19 protein-coding genes are annotated in these 25,443 nt (G+C 57.0%); 4 read left to right on the top strand and 15 right to left on the bottom strand.

All coding sequences use genetic code 11. The features are described 5' to 3' along the window. Positions 1-83 precede the first annotated feature (83 nt). A complete protein-coding gene (locus DHV10_RS09340) occupies positions 84-434 on the top strand; it encodes a DUF4870 domain-containing protein (RefSeq protein WP_109486081.1) in 351 nt (116 codons plus the stop codon). A 29-nt stretch (positions 435-463) separates the two neighbouring features. Here the strand turns inward: DHV10_RS09340 and DHV10_RS09335 are convergent, their stop codons facing one another. The 3 genes from DHV10_RS09335 to DHV10_RS09325 all read right to left on the bottom strand — a co-directional run bounded on the left by DHV10_RS09335 (position 464) and on the right by DHV10_RS09325 (position 7,178). Beyond that, positions 464-3,019, bottom strand: a complete 2,556-nt coding sequence (locus tag DHV10_RS09335; RefSeq protein WP_109486080.1) for a ribonuclease R family protein — start codon at positions 3,017-3,019, stop codon at positions 464-466. A 132-nt stretch (positions 3,020-3,151) separates the two neighbouring features. Further along, positions 3,152-5,131 (bottom strand): DUF3857 domain-containing protein, encoded by a 1,980-nt coding sequence (locus DHV10_RS09330; protein WP_109486079.1) that lies wholly within the window; start codon positions 5,129-5,131, stop codon positions 3,152-3,154. A 1-nt stretch (position 5,132) separates the two neighbouring features. Continuing rightward, positions 5,133-7,178: a DUF3857 domain-containing protein gene (locus DHV10_RS09325; protein ID WP_109486078.1), complete on the bottom strand. Its 2,046-nt coding sequence runs from the start codon at positions 7,176-7,178 to the stop codon at positions 5,133-5,135. A 126-nt stretch (positions 7,179-7,304) separates the two neighbouring features. Here DHV10_RS09325 and DHV10_RS09320 point away from each other — a divergent pair, with 126 nt between their 5' ends. Further along, positions 7,305-9,653: a glycoside hydrolase family 31 protein gene (locus tag DHV10_RS09320; protein WP_109486077.1), complete on the top strand. Its 2,349-nt coding sequence runs from the start codon at positions 7,305-7,307 to the stop codon at positions 9,651-9,653. A gap of 23 nt (positions 9,654-9,676) precedes the next feature. Here the strand turns inward: DHV10_RS09320 and DHV10_RS09315 are convergent, their stop codons facing one another. After that, positions 9,677-10,255, bottom strand: a complete 579-nt coding sequence (locus DHV10_RS09315) for a Maf family protein (protein WP_109486076.1) — start codon at positions 10,253-10,255, stop codon at positions 9,677-9,679. A gap of 227 nt (positions 10,256-10,482) precedes the next feature. Between DHV10_RS09315 and DHV10_RS09310 the strand changes: the two genes are divergently transcribed. Further along, complete coding sequence (locus DHV10_RS09310; RefSeq protein WP_109486518.1) at positions 10,483-11,391, top strand: PI-PLC domain-containing protein; 909 nt, start codon at positions 10,483-10,485, stop codon at positions 11,389-11,391. A gap of 40 nt (positions 11,392-11,431) precedes the next feature. Here the strand turns inward: DHV10_RS09310 and xylE are convergent, their stop codons facing one another. From xylE to DHV10_RS09265, 9 genes are all read right to left on the bottom strand, one after another. Further along, positions 11,432-12,874 (bottom strand): D-xylose transporter XylE, encoded by a 1,443-nt coding sequence (xylE, locus tag DHV10_RS09305; protein WP_109486075.1) that lies wholly within the window; start codon positions 12,872-12,874, stop codon positions 11,432-11,434. Positions 12,875-12,965: 91 nt separating this feature from the next. Next, complete coding sequence (locus DHV10_RS09300) at positions 12,966-14,444, bottom strand: FAD-dependent oxidoreductase (RefSeq protein ID WP_162601373.1); 1,479 nt, start codon at positions 14,442-14,444, stop codon at positions 12,966-12,968. Positions 14,445-14,488: 44 nt separating this feature from the next. Then, on the bottom strand, positions 14,489-15,985 hold the full coding sequence (locus DHV10_RS09295; RefSeq protein WP_109486074.1) for a polyamine aminopropyltransferase: 1,497 nt from the start codon (positions 15,983-15,985) through the stop codon (positions 14,489-14,491). 1 nt (position 15,986) lies between these two features. After that, positions 15,987-16,196 (bottom strand): DUF350 domain-containing protein, encoded by a 210-nt coding sequence (locus tag DHV10_RS09290; RefSeq protein ID WP_109486073.1) that lies wholly within the window; start codon positions 16,194-16,196, stop codon positions 15,987-15,989. Further along, a complete protein-coding gene (locus DHV10_RS09285; RefSeq protein WP_109486072.1) occupies positions 16,196-16,378 on the bottom strand; it encodes a hypothetical protein in 183 nt (60 codons plus the stop codon). Before DHV10_RS09285 ends, DHV10_RS09290 begins: the two co-directional genes overlap by 1 nt. Then, positions 16,378-17,742: a DUF4178 domain-containing protein gene (locus DHV10_RS09280; protein ID WP_162601372.1), complete on the bottom strand. Its 1,365-nt coding sequence runs from the start codon at positions 17,740-17,742 to the stop codon at positions 16,378-16,380. The genes DHV10_RS09285 and DHV10_RS09280 overlap by 1 nt, the downstream gene beginning before the upstream one ends. Continuing rightward, complete coding sequence (locus DHV10_RS09275; protein WP_109486070.1) at positions 17,739-18,368, bottom strand: DUF4178 domain-containing protein; 630 nt, start codon at positions 18,366-18,368, stop codon at positions 17,739-17,741. The genes DHV10_RS09280 and DHV10_RS09275 overlap by 4 nt, the downstream gene beginning before the upstream one ends. Continuing rightward, a complete protein-coding gene (gene speD / locus DHV10_RS28230; RefSeq protein WP_109486069.1) occupies positions 18,365-18,757 on the bottom strand; it encodes an S-adenosylmethionine decarboxylase in 393 nt (130 codons plus the stop codon). The genes DHV10_RS09275 and speD overlap by 4 nt, the downstream gene beginning before the upstream one ends. A gap of 11 nt (positions 18,758-18,768) precedes the next feature. Next, on the bottom strand, positions 18,769-19,752 hold the full coding sequence (locus DHV10_RS09265; RefSeq protein WP_109486068.1) for an SPFH domain-containing protein: 984 nt from the start codon (positions 19,750-19,752) through the stop codon (positions 18,769-18,771). Between the two features lie 238 nt (positions 19,753-19,990). Here DHV10_RS09265 and DHV10_RS09260 point away from each other — a divergent pair, with 238 nt between their 5' ends. After that, a complete protein-coding gene (locus tag DHV10_RS09260) occupies positions 19,991-21,493 on the top strand; it encodes a glycoside hydrolase family 28 protein (protein WP_109486067.1) in 1,503 nt (500 codons plus the stop codon). Between the two features lie 49 nt (positions 21,494-21,542). Here the strand turns inward: DHV10_RS09260 and DHV10_RS09255 are convergent, their stop codons facing one another. Further along, complete coding sequence (locus tag DHV10_RS09255; RefSeq protein ID WP_239461417.1) at positions 21,543-24,227, bottom strand: alkaline phosphatase family protein; 2,685 nt, start codon at positions 24,225-24,227, stop codon at positions 21,543-21,545. Positions 24,228-24,506: 279 nt separating this feature from the next. Next, complete coding sequence (locus DHV10_RS09250) at positions 24,507-25,325, bottom strand: chitobiase/beta-hexosaminidase C-terminal domain-containing protein (protein ID WP_162601371.1); 819 nt, start codon at positions 25,323-25,325, stop codon at positions 24,507-24,509. Positions 25,326-25,443 lie beyond the last annotated feature (118 nt).

The raw sequence follows: 25,443 nt of genomic DNA, 5'->3' as shown, positions 1-25,443 counted from the left end.
CTTGATTTAGAACAATCATGGGAACTCCTACGCGCAGTCTCACAACCAGTAGCTTTGCTCCGGAAGGATCGGAAATAACGGTCATGGACAAGCCTGCGCTTTCCTATAAAGCAGCCGGCGCCATCTCCTACTTCACGTTCCTGCCGGCCGGCGTCTTTCTCGTCGTTTCGCCCTATAAAGACGACCGGAACCTCCGCTTCCACGCGTGGCAATCCATCCTGCTCAGCATGGCGGCCTTCGCCTCGGACATCGTCGTAGGCGCCGTCGCGCTGGTCACGCCTCTCATTGGAACCGCAGCGCTTGCTTACTCGATGCGGCTCATGTTTCTGTTCTGGTTCGTTCTTTGGCTCGCCTGTGTCATCAAGGCCGCGAGTGGCAAAGCCATGAGGCTTCCCATCATCGGGCGCCTCGCTGAAAAGCTCTCATTGAAGTAGTCGCACTTCATCGAGGCGGCAAAGAAGTCTTACCGCCTCCGTCCGCGCTTGTTCGCAAACCTGCTTTTCTTTCGCTGTGAACCAATTGCCTGTTCTGGACTTTTTCGCTTCGTCTTCTTCGGAGCTTTGGGCTGCTTCTTGCCCGTGAGCGGAATCCCTTCCTCCGCGATCGAGAACTGAAGCCTCCGCTCCTGCGCAAGAATGCGGTCCAGCACAACCTGCACGCGATCTCCCGCCCGAAATCGCCTGCCCCAACGCTCACCCACGATCTCGTGCGTGTTCTCGCGCCAGGTATAGCGATCGTCGCGAAGGCTCTCGATCGGCACGAGACCTTCAACAAAGAGATCCGTCAGCTCAACAAACATCCCATACTTTGTCGGATTCAGCACCAGCCCGGCAAACTCTTCGCCCACGCGATCCTGCATGAAGCGAACCTTCTTCCACTCCACCAGCTCGCGTTCCGCCTCAGCCGCGCGTCGTTCAGCTTGGCTCGACTCTTCGGCGATCTGCGCCAGCTCTGCCTCCGCAATCGGAGGCTCACCACGAAAGCTTCCTCCATCGTGTCGCTTCTTGCCATGATGGATGACTAACCCCTTGAGTCCCTCGTTGGGATGAGTCCACGGAGATGCATGTCGCCCTTCAGCCACTTCGCCGCGTCCATCAACGCCGGCACGCAGCAACGCCTTCGTGATGCGATGAACGATCAGATCCGGATAGCGCCGGATCGGCGAAGTGAAGTGCGTATACGTCGGAGCCGCAAGCGCGAAGTGCCCCTCATTGATCTCCGAGTAGCGTGCCTGGCTCAGCGACCGCAGCATCAGGTAGCTCAGAATGCGCTCTTCCGGCTTGCCTTCCACACGCGCCGCAAGCTTCTGATACATCTTCGGCGTAACTGCAATGTCTTCCGGCACCTCATGGGTCCTCGCCTGTCGCCCGCTCCGCTGTGCCTCTCTCCGGTCTCCGCGAGTCTGCACGCGCTTCACCGGCAGCGCTCCGAGCCCGAGCGTATATCCGAAGCTCGCAGCCAGTTCCTCAAACTGAACAACGCGCCGAGGATCAGGCTTTTCATGAATTCGATAAAGCGACGGAACGCCGAGGTCTTCAAGCCATGTAGCCACGCACTCGTTCGCCGCGAGCATGAACTCCTCGATCAGCCGATTCGCCCACGTCCGCTCTGCCCGAGTCACGCCGCGCATCTGCCCCTGCTCGTCAAACTCGATCACCGGCTCCGGCAGATCGAAATCGATGGACCCACGTTCCTCGCGGCGCTTGTTCATCAGCAATGCGAGCCGCTTCATCCGCTCGAAATTCGGGACCAGGCCTTCGTATCGCGCCCGCGTCTTTGCATCGCCGTCGAGAATCGCGTGCACATCGGTGTACGTCATTCGCTCAGCCGACCGGATCACTCCTTCCGAAATCTTGAAGCTTTCAACCCGTCCGTTCGAAGTCAGCTGCATTACGCAACTCAGTACCAGCCGATCTTCTTTCGGACGCAAGCTGCAAACATCGGTCGACAGCTCCTGCGGAAGCATCGGAATGGCGCGATCCGGAAAGTAGACGCTTGTTCCCCGTATGCGCGCTTCCAGATCCAGATCAGTTCCCGCTCCAACGTACTCCGCCACATCGGCGATGTGAACATGCAGTTCAAACCCTCCGTCCGGCCTTTCGTTCACCAGCACAGCGTCGTCGAAGTCCCGTGCAGTCTCACCATCAATCGTCACAATTGGAAAATTGCGAAAGTCCTGCCGCCGGTTCACCTCCACCTCGTCCACGAAAGCCACAGCGCGTGCCTCGGCAAGAACCTTCTCCGGAAACACCCGCGGAAGCTGGTGCTTACGGATCATCATCTCCACGTCCACGCCGAAGTCATCCGGATCGCCGAGTACTTCAACCACACGCCCGACCGCCGGACGCGTCGGAGTGGGCCAGCTCGTGATCTCCACATCCACCACCAGCCCCTCGAGGTCGTCGTAGTGCGCAGCAGCCGCCGCTTCACGCCCAATCACCCGGTGCGGATTATCGTCCTTTGCCTCCGGTGGAATCTCCTGGCCGCGAGGAATAACGATCGGCTGTGTCATCCTCTCGTCGAAAGGAACGAGCTTGTGTCCCTGCTCGCGATCCGATCTCGCGTAATGAAAGATACCGACGACGGTAGGATTGCGGCGTTCGAGAATCCGGGCAATGCGTCCGAGCCTCCGGCCATCCGCGCGAGGCGGCGCAAGCTCAACCAGAACCTGATCACCCTGCATGGCTCCGTTGATCTCGTCCGGCGGGATAAAGACATCATCCTCTTTCCCCGCGCCTTGTCGTGCGTTCGGCCGCACAAACCCGTACCCATCCCGGTGCAGATCGAGACGCCCCGCAACCAGGTTCTCGCGCGATCCTCCCGTTGTCTTCCTCGGAAGACTCCAGTGCTCCCGGTCTGTCTTGACCAGATCGCCGCGTGCGGTCATGCGGGCCAGTTGCTCCAGCAGCAGCCGGCGCTCGCGCCCTCCGCCAAGTCCAAGTTCCCGCACCAGCTGCTTGTAACCGGCTTTGCCTCCGGCGGAACGCCCAATCTGCGCCAGCAATTCGCGATCGTTCATACGTCAAGACTAGAGCAAAGCTCTACCCCACCCGACCTCTCGATACAAGTTGCGGCACGGCTCGCAAGGGATGCTTCCATCAACAGGACGGCCGCGCTGAACGCGCGGCCTGTTCCCATCGATGTCTGAGATCTATTGCTTCTTCAGAACCGCCGTCCCCTTCTCGTCCATGAGGATTGCGCTCTCCAGCTTCCGGAAATCAGCAACCCGTGACGCTGGCAGCTCTACCTGCTTGACCACCAGCTCGCGCTCATAATGCAGCTGATCGGCCTTCACGGTCACCGTCGAGTGATAGCTCGCGAAATCCAGATCTAGACTCACCGGATCTGGCGTCTCGTCGACCACATAGCCTGCCGGCAGCGCGATGTCGAAGCTGTCGCGCCATCTCCCCGTCGCATTCAGATCAATGGGAACAGTTCGAAGCTTGTCATTGAATGCCATGGCATCCGAACCGACCACTCGCGGCCGCACAAGGAGCAAGGGTCCAGCACTGTGCGCATATTGCGCTGCCGTGAACTTATAGTGCAGTTCCATCGGCTTGTCGAGTTCAGCCGGCTGCACATACTGGAAGGAGTTCAGAACCACGCCAGGAACATCATGCGCCACGGAGTTCTCGAGCGCCTGGCGGCGCTCCTTCTCGTCAGAGTCCTTCAGCGACAGGCGAAGCTCCGCGCCGCCGGAACCTCCGTGTGTCACGTCCACCTGCCCGGTCAGAGCTCCATCCGCACCAAGCGTGAATGATCCCTTCCGCTCATTTCCATTCCCTTCAGGAGGTAATATCGGCAAAGCAAGTACCTGGCTTGCCGGCCCGGCGGAGAGAATCCCGTAGCTCCCCTGCAGATAAGCCGGAAGGTTCCCGACAGGCGTCCGCTCGTTCGTAGGATCAAAGATCAGATATCGCCTGCCGTCGTGTCCCTTTGCCAATGCCATCAACCGTGAGTCGTTCACGTCTGCGGGTACTTCAATCGCGGCAATCATGTGATTGCCGTAGATCGACGGAACTTCTGGATCGACGATGCCTCGCCGGTCGTCCACCGGCATGTAATAGGCGTTGATCCCCGCCACGCGCAGCATCGAAATCAGCAGCGTCGTCTTGTCTTTGCAATCCCCATAGCGGTTCCGGAAGATATCTCCTGCGTGGTTAGCCTGGAAGCCGCTGATACCCCGCGATACGACGAAATATCGAATATTCTTCTGGATATTCTCCGTAATCCGGCTGAGCTTTGAGTAGAAATCAGGAGCGCCCGCGATGAGCGATTGCGTGAAGGCCGTAATCTCCGGCGACGGCTGCGGCCGGTCAGCTTCCAGGCCGGTTACCCACGCGCCCACCGCCTTCCACTCGTTCTCCTTCCCCTCCACCGCCGCATCGCCCCACTGCACACTCATGCGTGCCGCCAGGGCTTCCCACTCGGGATGGGATGGTATATCCCGCAGGTCCAGCGCCGGCATATCCCTGACCTCCCAGCGCCAATGTCCCGGAGCCACCTCCACACCCGGCACCGCCTTGAAGCTATGCCACGCCTCTGCATGGTGTCCACCCTGCGGCAAGTCGATCTCTAACGCCTGAAAGACAACCGGAATCCCATTCTGGATGCGCCACACCTTCTCATGCATGTACGGGCGCAGAACCTCTTCCGACTCACAAAACACCGTCGCCCCTACATCAACGGCCGGCGGATGCGCGATCCGTTCCTTATACGTCGAGAGCATCACAGGAATCTGAGTGTCACCCGCCTCCACAAAATCGGTGTCCTGCGCCATGTACTGCTTCTCATCTGCTGCGACAGTCCACACACGGAAGTAGTTGATCTTTTCATCCACGTCGTAACCAACGGCGCAGGTATTATGTCGGCCCTGGGGCTTCAGAATGCGAATAGCCTGCCGTTCTCGTTCGGTCGGTCTGCCGGTCGCGTCAATGGCTTCAACGTACTCGTCGTAAAGGATCACGGCCGATGCATCTTTGACATAATCCGGCGTGCGAGTCTTATTTGCCTGCACGGCCCAATCCGGCAATGGCTGATTCTTGCCAAATATCCCCGACCGTGCCTGCATCGGAAATGCGGCAACGACGGCAATTGCAAGCACTGGATGAAGAAGATGGCCCCCTCTCATCTCAGTTCCCTCTGGCTGTCTGCGATCTGGTCAGAACGATTTGCTGTTGATCCGCAGCCGCTACCTTCTGGTAGAAGTCGTGGAGATCCCCGTATTCCTTACTGTCCAGGACCGTGTAGTTATAGCCGATTGTCCGCGTCGCGACGATGTCATTTCCCTTCACTGTTGAAGATGACTTGAAGGCTGCGTGATTCGCCCAGCCAATGCTGGCGGGCGCCGGCGGATTCTCGATCGTGAATTCGGCGGGAACGTGGTAGGTCACCGCATCCTGCTTCATCAGCGCAAAGTGAACGTCGATAGGGGTCATCCTCTTGTCCTGCGATACAAACGGATGCCCTGCGTGCGCACCAAAGAACTCTTCCGGCAGGATCAGGTGCTTCCCAGTCACATTAGCCAGCGTCCCCGAAACATCCACCATCGCCAGCAGGTTCGACTCATAGTCAGGAAGGCCCAAAAAGTGATTGAAGTCAGCCTGGACACCCTCAGGCAATTCTCTGCGAATCTCCTCGTTGAACTGTTTCTTCACCTCGTTCTCGTCAGTTCTCAAGCTCAGCTGGCGCCAGTGGAGAGCCTCCTGCCCGCGCAAAATGAAGCGTATGGTGCCTTTGACGTTGCCGGACGGATCGATCGTGAGATCCGCAATCCGATCCACGAGGTTCGTCGTGTAAGGCGTCGCGGGTGTAGTCCCTGCGCCCAAGCCCTTATCGCTCTCACGGAACCCGGAAGCCAGCATGTGCTTCCAATGCAAAACCCCATATGGACACATCTTCTGCCCGGGATCGAGGTAGACGTCTTTACCGTCGATCGAAACGATCGCCACGTAATCGTCGAGTTGCGAAGTCGACATCAAAGTCGGATCAAAGATCGCGTGGTTGCGGTTTACGATCTGCATCGGATAAGCGTGCAGCCCTGCCGCTCGTGCCAACGCAATATACAGAAGCGCTAGTTCATCGGAAGAGCCGCTCTTCTGCTTCCATACGTCTTCGGCGTCTTTGACCTGCTTCAGCTTTTCGCTTTTGAGTTCAGCCTTGCTCTTTTCACGGGTGAAGTCCGTATTGTCCAGCTTCATGACCGCGGCGTAGATCTTGCGCGATTTCTGATCATCGCTATCATTGGCAGCGACGATCTGCGTCACTGACTCCCTGAGCGCTTTCGTTGGCTCAGCAAAGTGGTCTGCCTCTTTCTGCCACCGATTGCCCTCCTTCTGCCAGAACTCGGCGCCTGTCGCGTACTGCGTGTAATAGAACTGCAGTCTCCAGTTCACACTATTCTGCGGAGGCATCCAGTCTTCCGACGGAATAGCGGGTATGTCCGTGAGATCCAGCTCATAACCGCCTGTGATCTTATGCGATACTTTTTCTCCGATACCGCCCACCGACCCATACATCAATCTGTTCAGTGCTTCACCACGGCTATTCGTGATTACATACATACCCTTCGCCGGCAGAAACGCGTAGTGCGCCTTATGCACGAAGTACGGCTGCTGAACATCCCAGTCCGGGGAGTTGACTACATTGTCTTCGTACCGGATCTGGAATTTGTATTCGAGAATGCTACCAACCTCAACGCTAGGAAGCGTGAACACCGCTGTATTGATCTGCACCTCTTTTGTCTTCACATCCACTAGATCTGACGGCTTAGTTGTCAGCGGGACCGCTGTGCCATCCGAGTGAATTGTGCGTCCCTTGATGTCGGTCACCTTGAAGTTGTGACGCTCATAAGGAATGCGGACTGTGGCCAATTCCTTCCCCTTCTCACTGAGCACCTTGATCCGCGCGTACACCGAGTGATAGTGAAGACTGTCGTCGGTAGTCTCTTCCCGATAGAAGTAGACCGCATCTGCTCCGGGTGCTTTCGGATCGGATGTCATCTCGAGCTCTTCTTTCGTCGGCGCCGGGAACTGAGCTCGAAGCTGTGATGTGAAGGCGACAGGAAGGCAACAGAGCGAAAACAGCAGGTGTTTCAGCCGCATGAGTTTTACCTTGGGAACGGAATCGTTGGCAGTGTACCGCAGTTTCGGCAGAAATCGCCGGCGAATACGTGCCACCTTCGGGTCATTCCACCGGCACACCTTCCCCGGGGCTCGGTCGAGTCAGCCCTGAAGAAATTCAGAGGAGTACCGGGAGGTACACTTGAGGCGCCTGCAAATCGGATCGAATAAGGAAAGGTATTCATGCGCAAAATGAAAGGCTTCTGGCTGCCTCTCCTCCTCTTGGCCTTCCCGCTCATAGAGGCTCGTGCTGGCGCGCAATGGAACCCGCCGAATCCGGTAGTGTCTTTCGAGAAACAGACCAATGGAGTGGAGATACATCAGCAAGCCGGAACACTTCGGCTTGAGGTGGACGCTCCTGACCTCCTCCATGTGACCTACTTGCCCCTCGAGAAGACCGAATCCCACCCGTCCGACAACGTCGTGGTCAAAAAAGACTGGCCGGCTGCAACCTTCGACCTGGCCTCTGACGAAAAGACCATCACCCTCTCCACCGCGAAGCTCAAGATTGTCGTAGAACGGGAATCCGGCGCCTTGCGCTATGAGGATGCCGCGGGGCAACAGCTGACCACGGAGGCATACCGCTCGCTCAGGCCTGTGGAGGTAAACGGCGAGAAGACACATCACGCTGAATCCTTCTTCGCAATCTACGGCTCTCACGAAGGTCTCTACGGCCTCGGCCAGCATCAGGCCGGTGTGTGGAATTACCGCGGTGAGACCGTCGACCTATCACAGGAGAATACAGAGATAGCTGTTCCCCTTCTGGTTTCCACAAACGGATACGGCATCTTCTGGAACAACCCTTCGCGTAGCCGCGTCAACAACCGTTTTGTGCACTCGCTATATCTCAGCGCAGAAGTCGCCGATCGAATTGATTACTACTTCATTTATGGCCCCGGCGTGGACCAGATCATCGGCCGCTACCGCGAACTAACCGGAGAAGTGCCGCTATTCGGTCGATGGGCTTATGGGTTCTGGCAATGCAAGAACAAGTACCAATCGCAGGCGGAGATTGAAGGAGTTGCCGCGAAGTACCGCTCTCTTCACATTCCTGTGGACAACATCGTGCAGGACTGGTTCTGGTGGGTCACCATGGGCGAGATGAAGTGGAACTCGAAGTACCCTGACCCGCAAGGCATGATCAATAAACTGCATGAACAACACTTTCACTTGATGGTGTCCGTCTGGCCGTACTTTCGCCCCGGAACCAGCATTTACGACCAGTTCGACAAGAATGGCTGGTTCATTGCGAAGACGCTGGTCGGCGGATTCCACCCGCTAGGTCAAGCCCTTTACGACCCATCCAATCCGCAAGCTCGAGCCGAGTACTGGAAGAACATCGATGCATCGCTTTTCGCCAAGGGCGTCGACGCGTGGTGGCTCGACACCGATGAGCCGGAGACGGAAGGACGCGAAGACAACATCCTAATCGACCATAAGGTGCACATCGGTTCAGGCGCGCGGTACGCGAACATCTACCCTCTTTGGCACTCTGAGGGCGTTTCGCAGGGCCAGCAGACGGCCTCCGACAAGAAGCGCGTATTCATTCTCTCGCGCTCTGCGTACGCCGGCTCGCAGCGTCTTGGCGTGACCGCGTGGTCAGGCGACGTCCTCAGCGACTGGGAAACTTTCAAGCGGCAGATTCCCGCTGGTCTGAACTACTCCATCTCCGGCAATCCTTACTGGACTACCGATATCGGCGGCTTCATCTCCGGCGGCAACTTGAACGATCCCAAGTTCCGCGAGCTCTTCATCCGGTGGTTCCAGTTCGGAGCCTTTTCGCCCATCTTCCGCGTCCACGGCACTCGCTACCCCGACGAAAATGAACTCTGGTCCTACGGACCGGACGCGCAGAAGATCCTGGTCGATTACGACAACCTCCGCTATCGCTTGTTGCCCTACATTTACTCGCAGGCGTGGCAGATCACCAGCAATCGCGCCACGCTGATGAGGCCTCTCGTCATGGACTGGCGTGACGACGTCGATGCCCAGGATACCGGGGATGAATATCTCTTCGGCCCAGCGATCCTCGTAAGTCCCGTCACCACGCAAGGCGCTACAAGCCGCCGTGTCTACCTGCCCAAAGCAGAGTGGTACGACTTCTGGACGGGTGCAAAGATGGACGGCGCCAGATACATCAATGCCGAGGCTCCGCTCGACAAGCTGCCGCTATTCGTTCGAGCCGGTTCCATTCTTCCGTTGGGCCCCGCGATGGAGTGGTCCACCCAGAAACCGGCCGATCCCATCGAGATTCGCATCTATCCCGGCGCAGACGGTGACTTCACCCTCTATGAAGACGAGAACGACAATTACAACTACACCAAGGGCCAGCACGCAACCATTCGGTTGCAATGGGACGACACCGCAAAGACGCTGACCATCGGTGCTCGCCAGGGCTCATTCCCTGGCATGATCGCGAAGCACACATTCAATGTGATCGTCGTCGCGCAGAGCCACGGAGCGGGAGCGTTGGAATCCACGCAGGCTCGCAGGGTCGAGTACTCCGGAGACCAGGTGCAGATCCACCCCTGAACTCAAGGCTAGGTTCTGTGCTTCTACTGATTCTTCCTCAAGCGGTGCGGCTCCAGCATCGTCGATACTGTCGCCAGCGGCAGACCCACTACGTTGAAGTAGCAGCCCTCAATACGGGGGATCCACTTTGCCGCATAGCCCTGAATCCCATAAGCTCCGGCCTTGTCCATCGGCTCGTCTGTTGCTACGTAAGCGGCAATCTCTTCATCGCCTAGAGTCAGGAACTGGACTCCCGTGACCTCGGCTGCGACCTCTACACCTAATCTGGAAGTGATTCCGACTCCGGTAATCACGCGATGAGTCCTGCCTGAGAGCAACCGAAGCATCCTGGCGGCATCAGCCGCATCCTGTGGCTTTGCGAGAATGTGCCCATCCAGTGTCACAGTGGTATCGGCTCCCAGAACAACCGCTTCCGGATCTCGCATCTGTGCGTAAACGGCTTCCGCCTTTTCCCGGGCAAGACGAACGACATAGCCGATCGGATCCTCGTCCGCATGCAGATCTTCATTGATGTGGGCGGGTTGCACTTCGAACTTGAACCCCGCCTGTTTTAGAAGTTCGCGGCGGCGTGGCGAGGCGGAAGCAAGGATGAGTCGGTGCATGTCGATCTCTTGAGCTTAATGCTTCGTTCCGGCCGAATCGAATCGTCAGATACCGGTGTAGGATCACATTCAGGTTTGCTTTTCCCCGTCAGTCGCATCCGTATGAGGTCAATGTGAGGGTTCCCGGGCGCCGCTTCATCCTGATCTTGGGGTTCGCAATCATCTGCCTGCCTGGCGTGCACTCCCAACAGAACTCCAGCGCCGCCATCCCCGGAGCACGCTCTGTTATGGACGCGCACAATTGTTATCCCTATGGCGAATGGTGGAATGACCGTATCGATCGCGCTCTCTCCGCAGGCACGCCTGTAGCTATTGAGCAGGACCTTGCCTGGTACACCGATCGAAAGAGCGGCCGCAGCTGGTCCGTCGTCACACACGGCGATCCGATCACCGGCCGTGAACCGACTATAGAGCACTACTTCTTTGATCGTGTACGGCCAGTTGTTGAGCAGGCTTTACGCGCGGACGACCACCGCAGCTGGCCACTCATAACGTTGAACCTCGATTTCAAAGATGACAACCCCGACCACCTCGCCGCTATCCGGGTGCTTCTTCTGAAATATCGCTCGTGGATCACCGAGGCGCCGAAAGGAAACAGTAGTGACACCGTTCAGCCTCTCGTTGTCCGCCCAATCCTCGTTCTCACGGGTGAATCAGACGCTCAGCAGGCAATCTTTTACGACCACCTCGGTCCCGACGATCCCGTCCTCGCCTTCGGAGCGGTGCACACCGTTGACAAGCACTACCATGCCGCTCCCGAGGAGATCGACTCCGAGAAGGCCACGAACTACCGCCGCTGGTGGAACAATCCCTGGCGCGTCGTTGAGTCCGGGGGACAGCAGCACGCAGGAGACTGGACTCCCGACAAGATGCGCCGGCTCCGGGCGCTTGTAGAACGCGCCCACTCCAACGGTCTTTGGATCCGCTTCTACACGCTCGACGGCGCAGATGAAGATGAGCTCAGCTGCCACGGCTGGTTCCACACCTACAACTTCGGAGACCTCGCTGCCGCTCGCAAACGCTGGCAGGCCGCAATCGCCGTTGGCGTGGACTATATTGCCTCAGATCAATACGAGTTGCTCGGCGCAGAAATTCAGCAATCAAGCCGCAAAGGCAACACAAGCCGCTCACAATGAGCGGCTCGTGTCGTCTGCCATTCAACAGCAGCGCGTTTGCCTAAATGCGATGATCCCGCCACAACGCTTCCATCTGTTCCAGCGTCCGCCCCTTTGTCTCCGGAACCATTCGCCACATGAATAATGCGGCGATCACCCCCATCACACCGTAGATCCAATAGGCAAACCCATGGTGGAAGTGCTCGACAAGGTACGGATTCTTGTCGAGGATCGGAAAGCTCCAGCTGACGAGATAATTCGCAACCCACTGGGCAGCCACAGCCAGGGCCATCGCTTTGCCACGAATCTGATTCGGGAATATCTCGCTTAGCAACACCCAGGTTACCGGTCCCCACGAAACCGCAAAACCTGCCGTATATACCAGCATGCTGACAAGGGCGAGCATCCCCTTGCCACCGAGCCAGAATGCGGAGCCAAGCGACACCATGCTCACCGCCATGATCAAAGCACCCACAATCTGTAAAGGCCGCCGACCGAATCGATCGACCGTGAGAATCGCAACCACCGTGAAAGTCAGATTCACCGCGCCTACGATGATCGTTTGCAGGAGGGATGCATTTGTTGTCATTCCCATGCCCTGAAAGATGTCAGTTGCATAATAGAGAACCACATTGATCCCCACGAACTGTTGGAACATCGAAAGCATCAAGCCGATAAAGATCACGAGTGCGCCGAACGAGAACATCTGTCCGGAGTGATGTTCGCTCAGCGAAGCTCGAATTTCAGAAAGCTCCTTTTCGCTCTCCTCTTTAGTCACGAGCTTCGCGAGCACTGCACGCGCTCCGCTCTCGTTCCCTCGCAGCATGAGATAACGGGGCGTTTCAGGCACAAAGAAGAGCAGAAGCAGAAAGAGGCCAGCCGGGATCGCGCCCGAGAGAAACATGTAACGCCAGCCGATCGAGTTCAGCCAGGCGTCGCCGCTGCCCGCCCTCGAAATGCCATAGTTCACGAAATAGATCACCAACATCCCGAAGATGATGGCGAACTGATTCCAGGCAACCAGGTTTCCGCGGACTTTGGGTGGAGCAATCTCAGCGATATACATGGGAGAGAGCATCGAGGCTAGTCCCACCCCGATTCCACCGAGAATCCGGTAGAACACGAAGTTAGTCATGTATCCTGGACCGCCGTGACCGATTGCCGCAAAAGGAAACTCCGGCGCGGAGGCTCCCAGAGCCGAGAGAAGGAAGAGCAGCGCTGCAATAATCAAGCCTCTTTTACGTCCGATATTGGTGCTGACCCATCCCCCGATAAGCCCTCCGATGATGCAGCCGATCAAGGCACTCGATACCACAAAGCCAAGAAGCGAGTTCGCGGCGTTCGCCTGTGCCGGGTTCGCCAGATCCGAAAACCTGGGATCTACGAAATACGCCTTCAGGCTGCCTACCGCACCATTAATGACTGCAGTGTCATAGCCGAACAGCAGACCGCCCAGAGTGGCGATCAACGTCAGAAGCACAACATACGGATTGATTCTGGACATCGTCTTTCCTCGAACAGACGACTATACAAATGCGAGAAGGAATGCACAAGCGAATAAATCGCTTTATCTAAGAAATTATCGGAATGACGATCTAACCGCGCTTCGATCCGGAAACTCGAGCCAGGGCGTGCTCCGCCGCTACCACACCGCGGTACTGGGCCTCCTCGAATATGGAGAAGCCACTCAGGTCGGAATTGGCGAAAAGCAGGTTGCCGTGCAGCTTCGCCAGGCTCCTTCGTTCCGGCGATGTCACGGCTCCCACGGAAGGCCGAGCCATCGCGTGCCCCATCCGCATTAAGTCCATACGTGAGACGCACTGGCGTATATCCGGGTGTACACGTTCGAGATCGTGAAGGATTGCATCCTTCCAATAACCCCAGTTGCCGCTCAGCAGCATCCGCCTGTTCTGAGATGCAGGCCCTTCCGCCAGCGCCCAGTAGAAGGTCCACACCGTCCGGTCCACATGTGTTCGCAAGGTCTGATGCGTCGCATCCACGTACCCAAGTGTTGGTGAATCCATGAAGACGCTGTCCCAGGTAGGATCGCTGCCGTAGTTCTTCGGTAAACGATCGAGTGTCAAGTTAGCTGTCAGCCAAGGTGAGTACTCAAAAGTTTTCAGCGGCATCATGCCTTCGACGAGATAGGGCGCGAGAAACGTCGGCGCAGCGTAGATAACGAAATCTGCGTGGTACTCCGCATCTCCCGCATAAACCTTCAACCCTGATCCAGATTGCACGATCCTGTGCACCATCCGGCCTGTTCGCACAAAGCTCCCAATTCGTTCCATCAACCTCTGTACGATCCACCCGTTTCCTTCCGGCCACGTAAGCGGTCCCTTTTCTTCTGGCTCCCGCGATGCGAAATACTGTATCCCCGCCCACGCCGATGTTTGGTCAAGCGTCGCACCATAATCATCGCGGCAGCAATAGTTCAAATACCAGCGAAGAACACGCGAATTCATGCGGTGCTCGCTCAGCCAGTCTGCGAACGATATCCGGTCCAGATTTGCGCTCTCCTGCGAGAAACCCACCTCCATCGGCACGGTGAATCTGCTGGTCGCTCGAAAGGCTCCAATCTGTTCCTCAAGCCGTCGAAACTCATCGCGATCACTCCGCGTCAATCCGATCGCCGGCTCAATTCCCTCTTGCCAGCGACCATAAAGAAAGAGCCGCTCCTGCGGCGTAAAGCACAGATAGCGCTCATCCCATTTTCCGTCCTTCAGCACTCCCAGATCTTCGAACAACTCGCGGACATAGATCGCCTTCCGACCGGGTACCGGAACATAATGCGCAGCCCACGGATAGCGTGTAATCTCGTTTTCGCCCCACCGTGAGTTCCCACCTGCCTGATCGCACATCTCGAGAAGAACGAAATCCCTGAAGCCGCTCTTGTGCAGACGCCACGCCGCGCTTAGGCCAGCGATTCCGCCGCCGACAATCACAATTGGAATCTTCTCTACACGGTTGGCAGCAGCAAAGGCAGCCCGGTCGCGCAGCAGATGCCCCTGCGTGAACGACTCATTCACGAAGCCGCCCGCAATCTGCGGCTCGCTCTTTGCCGCGAGCCCCACAATCGAAAATCCCGCTCTCTGAATGAAAGAACGCCTCGAAACCGTCAATGGCTTATATCTTTCCAGTCCTGGTCGTACAGATGGACCAGAACCTGATCGTTCAGGCGATTTGGAGGCATCGACATCGGCGCCATGTCCGGCGGAAACTGAAAGAGTGCAGGCATATCCTTGACGTTCACGAAGCGCAGGCCGGGCGGTAATGAGGTAGGCGTCCGGTATTCGTGGTGCCCCGCAAGTACAAACCCCCACTCACCAAACGACGGAACGTACACGTGGTAGGGGTTGATCAACATCCCTGCTTGCTTGATCGTTTCAGCGATACACCAGTACGAGTCGCGCGCAAACATCGGTGACGTGCTCTGGACGACCATCAATCCCTGTTCACTGAGATGACGAGCTACCGCCTTGTAGAACGCTGTTGTGTAGAGCTTGCCGAGCGAGTAGTTCGTAGGATCAGGAAAGTCGATCACGATGAAGTCGAAGCTGTCGGTGTTCGACTCTACCCACGGAAATGCGTCAGCATTGATGACATGGACCTTCGGAGAGAGAAACGACTGATGATTGAGCCCTGTCAGCATCGGATTGGTCGTAAAAAGGCGCGTCATCTCCGGATCGAGATCGACGAGCGTCACGCTCTCCACCTGCGGATACTTCAAGATCTCCCGGACAGCCAGCCCGTCTCCGCCGCCCAGCACAAGCACGCGGCGCGGTGCTGCAATGGCTGACAGCCCAGGATGGATCAGCGCTTCGTGATACCGATACTCGTCGCGCGAGCTGAACTGAAGGTGACTGTTCAGAAACAGCCGGATATCGTCCTTGAAGCGCGTTAGAACGATGTGCTGATAATGTGTATCCCGCGCAAAGATGATCTCGTCCGCATAGATGTTGTCTTCCGCCGCCTGCGTGATGCGCTTCGCCTCGACAAGCCCAGTACACAGCGCGGCGAGCACCACGAGGCAGAAGCCGCGCAGCACCGCCGTCCTCGCTAGCTGATTCGCGAAGATCCACGTGCTCCACAGTGCGACACCCGCGTTCAGAATGCCGAACAGCATTGCCGAACGAACCAGACCCAGATGCGGCACCAGAAGAATTGGAAACAGCAGCGAAGCTCCCAACGCGCCCAGATAATCGAAGGTCAGCACATGCGCGACCACATCTCGAAAGTGATACCGGTCGCGAATGATCCTCATCAGCAACGGGATCTCAAGCCCGACAAGTACGCCGATCACAATCACAAGCGCGTACATCAAGAACTGAAACCCCTGCGAGTAGGCGAAGGCCAGGAAGAGGAGCGCCGAAGAAAAGCCGCCGACAACCCCTAGAAGCAGCTCAATCCATACAAATCGATATGCGAGTCCGCGATCGATGTAGCGTGAGAGCGCGCTCCCGATACCCATTGCAAACAGATAACAGCCTATGATCGTCGAAAACTGCAGCACGCTGTCGCCCAGCAGATAACTGGCAAGCGTTCCTGCCACGAGCTCGTAAATCAGCCCGCACGCGGCGATCAAAAGAACAGTGATGAAAAGAAGGATCCCCACTTTAGTGAACGGCCGCCGCGATGATCACACACAGTCCGAGAGACATGGCGCCCAGCAGAATCGCGAGCGCGAGGTTGTGCTCCTGTACGATCTCCTTCCACAAGTTGTAGGGCGTGAGTTTGTCCAGAACCAGAAAGGCACCGGCGAAGATTACAATCCCAATCGCCGCATAGATGATCGCATTCACCACATTATTGATTTGGATGATCATTACTTGCCTCCCGTGTAGTGGTGGTAAGAACTGTAAACCGACCGGTATGATCCCGGGTTATCGCGCACGGACTTCGGAACATTGCGCACCTCATCGATGCGGTTCAGGCTCCAGCCGCGGTACTCGGCGAAAGACACCAGAATCAGAACCAAAACTCCATAAGCCAGGATGAAGTTCCGCATTAGTCCTCCTCCCCTGAAGACTTGAATGAATCTCGAATGTTCTCAACGCTGCTGAGAAGCGATCCATCATTAGGGGCGGTTCCGTAGTCGCTCTCAGCCCATCGAAGATGCTCAAAATTCAGCGATCGCCACGTGATCAGACCCGCCGGAATTAGCAAAGCCAGTGCAGCGAGCCCGAAAAAACTCGCCTGCGGAACATCGCGCTTCACAGTCACCCCGTAGCGAATGAGCCCCCGATTGGGATCGCTCTCCGGCTCGATGCGAAGATAGTAGTTCCCAGGGGGAACGCTCGGAATCGTCACGGTGTTCGTTGTTCCGCCTTCCGACCATGATCCGTCAGAGTCGTAGCCGTGGTAATAGCTGACCTCACGACCGAAATCGTAAGCGTGGCCTGTGTCCTGATCGATGAGTGCATAGTTCAGATACAGCCAGTCGTTATCGACCCCCGCGTTAGTCGTGACTTCAACGTCCGCTGTACGTCCCTTGAGTTGAAACACATCAGTCACGAATGAGGCTTCGCCTCCAGCGCTGGTATTGAACTCGAACGTTTGTTCGAAGACCTGCTCGCTGCTCTCGATCCAGTACGCACCGACTGCAATCGCCAGCAGAGCGATGAGAAATGCGCCCGTCAGAGCCCATACGCTCTTCACATTCGAACTCATCGGAGAGGGCTGATTCTCGTACACTCCGACGGGCGATGGCGCCTGTCCCGGAAGCTTGAATGCTTTCCAGATATCCTTCCCGGCAAGGTACTCGCCGATCGACCACGTGACTTCCTTTCCGCTGCCCTCGCTCGAGATAACCCGTGGCGGTGAAATGAAGTCCGACACCCGCGCAACTTCACCAACGCGCACCTGCCAAGGAAATTCTCCCAGAACGAAAGCCGTCGCTGCATCGGCCGTCTGGAAATGCCGATAGGTTTCTCCAAGGTACTTCAGTGTCGCGCCGCCTGAACTTACCTCCGGCAGAGCACGCAGTACGCTGACATCGTTCCAGTGACCCTCAAATTCAGTTAGGTACCGAAAACCCTTCGTCGGATTGAACAGCACATACTCGTGCCAGCTATAGGAAATTCCTTCTACCTGGATCGTGCGGCGCTCGAATCCAATTACTTCATAAAGAACTCCGCGTATAGTCCCGCGCGATCCAAGCGGTATGAGCGGTGGATCTTCACTCGTCGAAGCGTGAAACTGCTGCAGGATCCTCAGCCTCGGATCTTGCGCATCTAGCACGGAATGACAGCTCTCACAGACGATCGTGACAGCGTTTCCGAACGAGCGGACCGTCAGGCTGGCGCCGCAGCCGGGACAGTTGAGCGACCTCACATGCGGCGCTCCCGCCGGCGTGGGTCCGCTGGTGCTCACGACCACCCCTCAAAGGTGCGCAGATTCTTGAGCTTCAGATCGTCGAAGTCAACAAACTCACCCAAGAACAGCAGCGGCGGATCCTCACTGTAATCGAAGGTGGCGAACTTTTGTGATCGCGACATCAGGTCGATGAACACCACATCCGACTTGTCCCAGTATTTAAACGGCAGCTCCCCTTCTACCCCGCAGTAGTGAGCCTTCGTGATGGTGCTGACCACGTACGTCTCGCCATCCCACACGTACTGCTGGCCGACCTTGCACTCACGCGGTAATATCCCAACCTGCGCCGGAAACGTGACTGCATAGTTCAGCTGCGCATCAGAGAGCCAGCCGCTCGTGCCATCGATCGTTACAAAGTGCCACTCATTCCAGTTGCCCTGTTCGTACTCGTAGATGATGCGCCCTAATACGCTGAATGAACGATTCCCAAACACCCCTTCAGTCCCGACCTGAATCGGCGAACTGTTCGGAGGCAAGTCCGCCACTTTACCGACCCTCTGGAGATTGATATCCGTCCGGATCAGAACAGACTTGCAGAATTCGCATACGGTCTGTACGCTGCCCGACCAGCGAAACACGATCTTTGCACCGCAATTCGGACAGTTAGCGATTGGCTGCGTCATTTGTTCTTACCGCCTGTCCCGAGCGCCCCGGCGGCGGCAAATGAGCAATCGTACTGCCGCTCAATGCTGCTTACGCGAACCGATCTCGCCGAAAACCGTGCTGCGAGCTGCGATTCAAACTCCCATCGCTCTCGCGGTACGCAGCAGAATAAGTTCATACAGAGGGAACCAAATTCAGGAAACGTGTGACACGTCAGGTGCGACTCCGACAGCAGACAAAGGCCAGTGATTCCTCCCGTTCCCGGAAACTGATGCCAGTGCGGCTCTCCGATTGTGCGAAGTCCCAGATCTTCAACGATCTGCGCGAATAGAGCGCTCAGGCACCGCATGTCGCAAAGTGCGTCCGCGCTGCACCCCTGTGCATCAACGATCCACTCAGTCCCATGCATACTGTCCCGTGTCACTGTTGAGGATGGCCGCATTCGGGGCAAAACTTACTTGGTTTTGGTATCTGTTTGCCGCAACTTATGCAGAACTTGGTCTCGGTTGCCGCGGGCGCACCAGAGTCGGACTGAGCCGATCCTGGCCTTCTCAGTGCGTCCATCATCGCTTGCCCCATCGCAACTCCAGCGCCCAGACCAGCACCCACGCTCGCGGTCCCAGCACCCTCGTTCGCGGCGGCGATCGGAATCGACTGAGCGACCTCGAACTGCGTATAGCGTCCCATATCGCCTACCATATTCATGCCAATTCGTTGGTCTAGGATCTTCTGCAGCTCATCGGGAAGGGACAAATTCTCCACCACGAAGCTGTCGAGCAGAAGACCATATTCCGCGAAGCCTGGCTTCAACGAAGCCACCAGCTTGTCCGCGAGCGCCACCTGATTCGCCGCCATGTCCAAGAACGGCACCTGGCTGTTGGCAAACGTATCCGTCATTCGCCCAACGATCGTGTTGCGCAATTGCCCTTCCAACTCGGGAACCGTATAGAGATCGCGCGTGCCACTGATCTTCGAATAGAAGGTCTTTGGATCGACAATGTGGTACGTGTAGATTCCGAATGCCCGAATTCGTACTGCGCCAAACTCTTTGTCGCGAATCGTGATCGGGTTTGGTGTGCCCCAGCGCTGATTTGTTTGCAGCCGCGTTGAGAAAAAGTACACATCCGACTTGAATGGGGACTTGAATGCCTTGTCCCAGTTCATCAGGTACGTGAGAATAGGCAGCGTCTGCGTATTCAGGGTGTACAAGCCAGGCGCGAACACATCCGCCACACGACCCTCATTCACGAAAACCGCCATCTGCGACTCGCGAACGGTGAGCTTGCCTCCATTCTGAATCTCTCGATCCTGCATCGGATAGCGATACGCGAGAATGCCGTCGTCCGGCTCGACCCACTCAATGACGTCGATGAACTGCTTGGACAAGAAGTCGCGAAGGCTCATTGGAACGCTCCGTCGATGAATTCACTTACCCTTTTCCGGTGAGGGCATCGTAGGGCCTCAGATGCCCGGTGTCAACAAGTACCGATATTGCTGACCTGTAATAACTTATTGCAATTCGCGAACTTACAGATTACTTACACTGGCGGCTTCCTCGTACGTGTATCACGCCCTCGTCTGAGAAATCGGGCTGTCAGCATCTTGCGAGCAACTCTGGTTCATCAAACCCATCGAGGTTTCAATGCGAAGAAGAGACTTTCTCTCCTCCACCCTGCCCATCGTGGGTGGCATCTTGTTACTCGAATATCAGCACGCTGACGCAGCAACCGTCTCCCGAAGCATCTTGGAATTCGGAGCCAAGCCGGATGGTAAGACGCTGAACACCAGTTCCATCCAGCACGCCATCGACGCAGTTTCGCAGGCCGGAGGAGGAACCGTCGTTGTTCCCGCCGGGACTTTCCTCTCAGGTCTCATCGAGCTGAAGAGCAAGGTAAACCTCAACCTCGCCGAAGGTAGCACTCTGCTGGGAAGCTCCTCGATATACGACTACAAATTCGCTTCCAACCCCTCTGCCCACAATGGCCCGAATCCGCACCATCTTATTTTCGCGATGAACGCAGATGACGTAACCATCTCGGGCACAGGAACGATTGATGGCCAGGGCTCAAGCTTTTGGGAACCCTCAGACAAGGCCTCACCCGCCGAGGACTGGGCTGGCGTCGCGTCACACGACCTCGCACCGAAAAAGAGCGGTCGTCCCAGCCCGTTGCTGCTCTTTGTCAATTGCCGCCACCTCGCCGTTCAGGATGTACACATTCAGAACTCGCCGGGCTGGACGCTGCATGCTATCAACTCCGATAGCGTTTCCATCCGAGGCATCACGATCAAGAATCCGGTCAATGGCCCAAACACCGATGGCATCGACATTACCGGATGCCAGAACGTCACGATTTCAAATTGCTCTATAGAAACGGGCGATGACGCGATCTGCCTCAAGAGCCAGAACCCGTTCGGACCCGAACCGCGTCTCGTGAAGGACGTCTCCATCACCAACTGTCATCTATCGACCTGCTGTAATGGTTTCAAGATTGGGACGGAGACCGAAGGGGGCTTCGAGAACATCACTTTCTCAGATTCGGTGGTCTTCAACTGCGAAGTGCCTTATAAAGAGCGCGTCATTGCGGGCGTGGCATTGGAGATCGTGGATGGTGGTTGGATAGACGGGGTGATCGTCAAGAACATCAAGATGCAGCGCTCGCGCACGCCCATCTTTATCAGGCTCGGGAATCGTAAGCGCGTTCACGATTACCCGCAACACGGTATCAGAAACGTGGACATCGACAACGTTCAAGCGTCCGAAGCGCTTGTCCCCAGTTCCATAAGCGGGCTCCCGGGCATGGAGATCCGCAGCGTCACCTTGTCACACATGAGTCTTCAGGATTCTTTGCGAGGCAGCTCGGATCTGGTAAAGCGCCCCGTGCCGGAAAAGGACACGGCCTATCCAGAATCCAGAATGTTTGGCATGCTGCCCGCATCAGGACTCTACGTTCGGCATGTTCGCGATCTGCATCTCAACGAAGTCACCTTTACTGCCCCTTCGGGAGAGAGCCGCCCTACGCTTGTCTTCGATGACGTCGTCGGTGCGCGATTGTCAGAGATCAGAAGCTCTCCGATAAGCGGCCGAATGCCGGTTCTGCTCCAAAACAACTCGAGCGACGTACAGATCCTGAAGAAAGCTGGTTAGCTTATTCAAAGTCTCTTCGTCGCCACGAGTATCTTTGCTCTCGATCGCGCTACGGCCCCATGCTGTCTGGGGTACAAGCACCTGCCCCGCTCGCCGGAGTCGGAGGCGTCGGTGGTTTAGCCCACGGCACCGCGTTAAAGTCAAAGAAGTCCAGGAGGTTCGGCTGCGCGGCATCCCGGTTGGTCAAGTGCGCAGACGGACCGATAAAGCGGTTCTCGACGAACTTGATGATTGCTGTGTGGTCCATGGGGATGTGCGATACGTAGTGTTTCCGCGTAAACGGAGAGATCACCATGTTCGGCACACGGAACCCTATCTGGGCAGCAAATCCCTGCATAGCCGGAGCATCTGCTGGATTCGTGCCAGGATCGTGCGCGTACAGATCGCAGTGCAGATCTCCCGCAGCTGCCGGCAAACACGGGAAGTACGCCGGATTGGTGTCCGGATTCACAGCAATAGACGATATATCCGGGATGCTCCCCATCGACGCGGATGTGAAGTCATTAGAGTGACCCGGAACAGGGGGAACGTGATCGTATGGCCCACCGCCTTCGTCGTAGCTGAGGAAGAACACAGAGTCCTTCCACGATGAGCTGCCCATTAGCGCGTTGATGATGTTCGCAACCGCGGTCTGCCCGGCCGTCACTGGCTGCCCCGAGCCCGGGTGTTCGTCATTATTCCCATATCCGGCCTCGATGAACGCGAAGCTCGGAAGTGTCCCGTTTTTTAGATCCGTGTAGTACTGATCGATAGGTGCGATGTGCGTCGGATCAACGCAGTACGTCTTGGTCGAATCAAGCTGTGTCGGCGGAGCACAGCTCCCCGCGTTTCCATTCAAATAGCGATAGGAGTACGTGAGATTCGAGAAATGAGTGGCAGGATAGGCGCTCTTGCCTGAAGCGAGGCAGTCGTCATTGTTCAGGCAAAGCCCCTCGGTCACCGTGTAGTAGATCTTCCACGAGACATTCGCCTGATCCAGTTCCTGGAAGATGTTATTGATGTTTAGCTGAGGCAGATGATCGTCGCCACCCGGATCGTGCACCAGGCCCTGCGATGTGCCCCCTGTGAATGTCACCAGCCGATTGGGAACACTCTTGCTCGCCATCGGCGAGAACCAGCGATCGGAAATCGCGAACTGCGATGCCATGTAGTAGTAGTAGTTAAGGATGTCCTGATCGTAGTAACCCATCGCTCGCTGACCGGTAAGATCGCTGAACGTGCCTGAGCATTTGCCCGCTGCGCAGCTCTTTGCAAATCCTTCTGCGGTATGCACAAAGCCGTCCATTTTGATCGGACGCGTGTCCAGGAAGTTGTATCGGTTCACATCACCATAGCTGGATAGCCAGTCGGACGAGTCGTCGTCAATGCATGTGCTCTTCAGCTTGAACAGTGAGTATGCAGTCCCCTCGTCATCCATGTTCGAGATCGTTGCCTCTTTTCCATCGTCGATCCCGTCAACGAGGTACTGCACACCGTCATCGCCCTTGTCGTACTGGTTCGCTGAGCGATACAGATTCAGCCTTCCGAAATAGTTATCGAACGAGTGGTTCTCCTGGAGCATGAAGATGACGTGATCGATCGACTGCACACTTCCCGCCGGGTTGACGGTCACCGAGGCAGAAGCTGTTGCTGTCCCGCCATTCCCCGTGGCTGTCACCGTGTAGGCCGCCGTCGCCGTTGGAGTAACAGCTTGCGTTCCCCCGGTCGGCTGCAGGTTGTACTTGCTCCCATCAGATCCGTTGACCGCTACGCTCGTAGCGTTTGCCGCCACTACCGTCAGGGTTGATGTGTTTCCCGAGACGATTGTGGTTGGATTCGCGGTGATCGTGACTGTTGGTGCGGGATTAGCGGTCACCGTGACCGTCGCCTGTGCCGACGCGCTGCCGCCAGCACCCGTTGCAGACGCCGTGTAAGTCGTCGTGGTCGACGGACTGACCGACTGAGTTCCGCCGGCTCCATTGTTGAAGTTGTAGCTGGTCCCATCCGACCCGGTCAGCGTAACCGTAGTCGCGTTCACCGCGGTTACTGAGATCGTTGACGACTGCCCTGCAGTAATCGATGGCGGGTTCGCCACGATCTGTACGGTGGGCGCGGGGTTTGCTGTGACCGTCACCGTTGTTGTCGCGGTCGTATTCCCGCCGCTGCCGGTGGCCGTAGCCGTATAGGTCGTCGTCGCCGACGGGCTGACTGCCTGGGTGCCCCCCGTCGCGCCGAGAGTGAACTTGCTCCCGTCAGAACCGGAGATCGACACGCCTGTCGCGTTGGTCGCCGTGACGGTCAGAATGGAAGAACTGCCGGCCGTCAACGATGCGGGGTTTGCATTAATCGTCACCGTTGGTGCCGACGAGCCTGAGCCAGCGCCTGAAGACGAGACGTTGACAGTTGAAGCGGCCGTAGCAGAACCGCCCGGACCGCTCGCACTCGCGGTGTACGTCGTCGTCGCGGTCGGCTTCACGGGCTGCGTGCCTCCAGCGGCGGCAAGCGTGTATGAGCTGCCGTCAGATCCAGTCACTACGACCTTGGTCGCGTTCGTGGCCGCGACCGTAAGCATCGCCGACCCGCCGGAAGCAACAGTCGCCGGATTCGATGAAATGCTCACCGTCGGAAGAGGTGAAGTCGTCGTAAGCTTGCCGCTCATGCTCGCGCAGCCGACCGTGACGAGCAGCGAAGCTAGCGCCCAAAGCTTGGCGGAAAACAGGCAACTCAGATTATGAAGACGTTGTGGCGCAGGCAATGCGTTCCCCCTTCTGTCGCTCAACCGAATCTCTATGAAAAAGGCGTGAACGATAGGCGGGCTTGCCGCTCTCGGAAAGACATCGCTCAGCAGTGTGTCTTGGCGATTAAATCGAGCATTCCGTTTTGGCGCTCTGCAGCACGCTCTCGAGCCGGATATCCGGAACTGGACGCACTTCTACTTAGAAGGGAATTGGAGCAAGTTAGATGCCCGTGTCGACCCCGGCGCTGAGGTGTCAATCAACAATATTTTTTGATTGGGCTTCCACTCCGGCTCTCTCTATTCACCGATGCGGAAAATGCCGGTGACCACAGGGCTGTCCTTTTTCCCCGGTGCGCTCGCATAGGCTTTGATGGTCAGCGCAGTCCCCTTCACTTCGATGGGTGCAAGATAAGGTGGGGCACCCTCGAGTGGCTGTGATCCATCGACCGTAAAACGGATGGTCGCACCGGGAGTGCTGCAACCCAACTTCACTTCCGTGTCCCTTTTGAAGACGCCGGGCGCTGGCTCAAAGCTCGGCTCACAAGCTACGTTCCCGGCGTGCGTGCCCCGGATCTGTGCAGGCGACTGCGGGAGCGGGGCGAAAGACGGCGCGATGCCCAGCATCACCGAGCGCAAATATGCCCGACGCAACTCGTGACGCGGCCATCCTTGGTAATCCTCATTCCAATCCTTGAGAAGCGCATCGACATTCTCAAACGCTTTGGCGATTTTGGCACCGCGAGGCGGACGGATGGCCGCGATCAACAGCTCGATGCGTGGCGTGCTCAAGCGATCATAGATCGACACCTTGAATAGCCCCTCAGCAGGAATCGGAAGAGAAAGGGTGCGTCCCCGCTTCTGGATCTCGCCGCGTTTCTGCTGCTCCGTCGGATTTGAGAGGTTTCGGAACACGTAGGAGTAGCTGCCATCCGATAGTGCGCCAGCCAGTCCACCCACCTCAACGTCGCCAGCCGGGTCAATCTCTCCAACTGCTTCATCGCTCGGCGTCGAATCGCCACTCCGCGTTCCAGATGGATCTGGAGCGGACTCCAGATTCGACACAGCGCTCACACGCGCCAGCAGATCTACGCCAGCACTGGACGGCTTCCGGTACAACGCTGGTACTCGAAAACCTCGCGCGCAGTCTAACTGCGAGTAGCACTCATAAAGGATTCGTTGACCGTCAGGCAAAAGAATAGTGATGGAGTGGCTGTCGCTGCTGTTCTGCGGCTGC

Source organism: Occallatibacter savannae (assembly GCF_003131205.1).
Lineage (GTDB): Bacteria > Acidobacteriota > Terriglobia > Terriglobales > Acidobacteriaceae > Telmatobacter > Telmatobacter savannae.
The sequence above is the reverse complement of the archived record's forward strand: the minus strand, read 5'-3'. Positions and strand labels throughout refer to the sequence as shown.

Bases quoted from the DNA above. Each gene is read 5' to 3' on its own strand.
- DHV10_RS09340 (WP_109486081.1), top strand. From the start codon at position 84: ATGGACAAGCCTGCGCTTTCCTATAAAGCAGCCGGCGCCATCTCCTAC.
- DHV10_RS09335 (WP_109486080.1), bottom strand. From the start codon at position 3,019: ATGAACGATCGCGAATTGCTGGCGCAGATTGGGCGTTCCGCCGGAGGC.
- DHV10_RS09330 (WP_109486079.1), bottom strand. From the start codon at position 5,131: ATGAGAGGGGGCCATCTTCTTCATCCAGTGCTTGCAATTGCCGTCGTT.
- DHV10_RS09320 (WP_109486077.1), top strand. From the start codon at position 7,305: ATGCGCAAAATGAAAGGCTTCTGGCTGCCTCTCCTCCTCTTGGCCTTC.
- DHV10_RS09315 (WP_109486076.1), bottom strand. From the start codon at position 10,255: ATGCACCGACTCATCCTTGCTTCCGCCTCGCCACGCCGCCGCGAACTT.
- DHV10_RS09310 (WP_109486518.1), top strand. From the start codon at position 10,483: ATGGACGCGCACAATTGTTATCCCTATGGCGAATGGTGGAATGACCGT.
- xylE (WP_109486075.1), bottom strand. From the start codon at position 12,874: ATGTCCAGAATCAATCCGTATGTTGTGCTTCTGACGTTGATCGCCACT.
- DHV10_RS09290 (WP_109486073.1), bottom strand. From the start codon at position 16,196: ATGATCATCCAAATCAATAATGTGGTGAATGCGATCATCTATGCGGCG.
- DHV10_RS09285 (WP_109486072.1), bottom strand. From the start codon at position 16,378: ATGCGGAACTTCATCCTGGCTTATGGAGTTTTGGTTCTGATTCTGGTG.
- DHV10_RS09275 (WP_109486070.1), bottom strand. From the start codon at position 18,368: ATGACGCAGCCAATCGCTAACTGTCCGAATTGCGGTGCAAAGATCGTG.
- speD (WP_109486069.1), bottom strand. From the start codon at position 18,757: ATGCATGGGACTGAGTGGATCGTTGATGCACAGGGGTGCAGCGCGGAC.
- DHV10_RS09265 (WP_109486068.1), bottom strand. From the start codon at position 19,752: ATGAGCCTTCGCGACTTCTTGTCCAAGCAGTTCATCGACGTCATTGAG.
- DHV10_RS09260 (WP_109486067.1), top strand. From the start codon at position 19,991: ATGCGAAGAAGAGACTTTCTCTCCTCCACCCTGCCCATCGTGGGTGGC.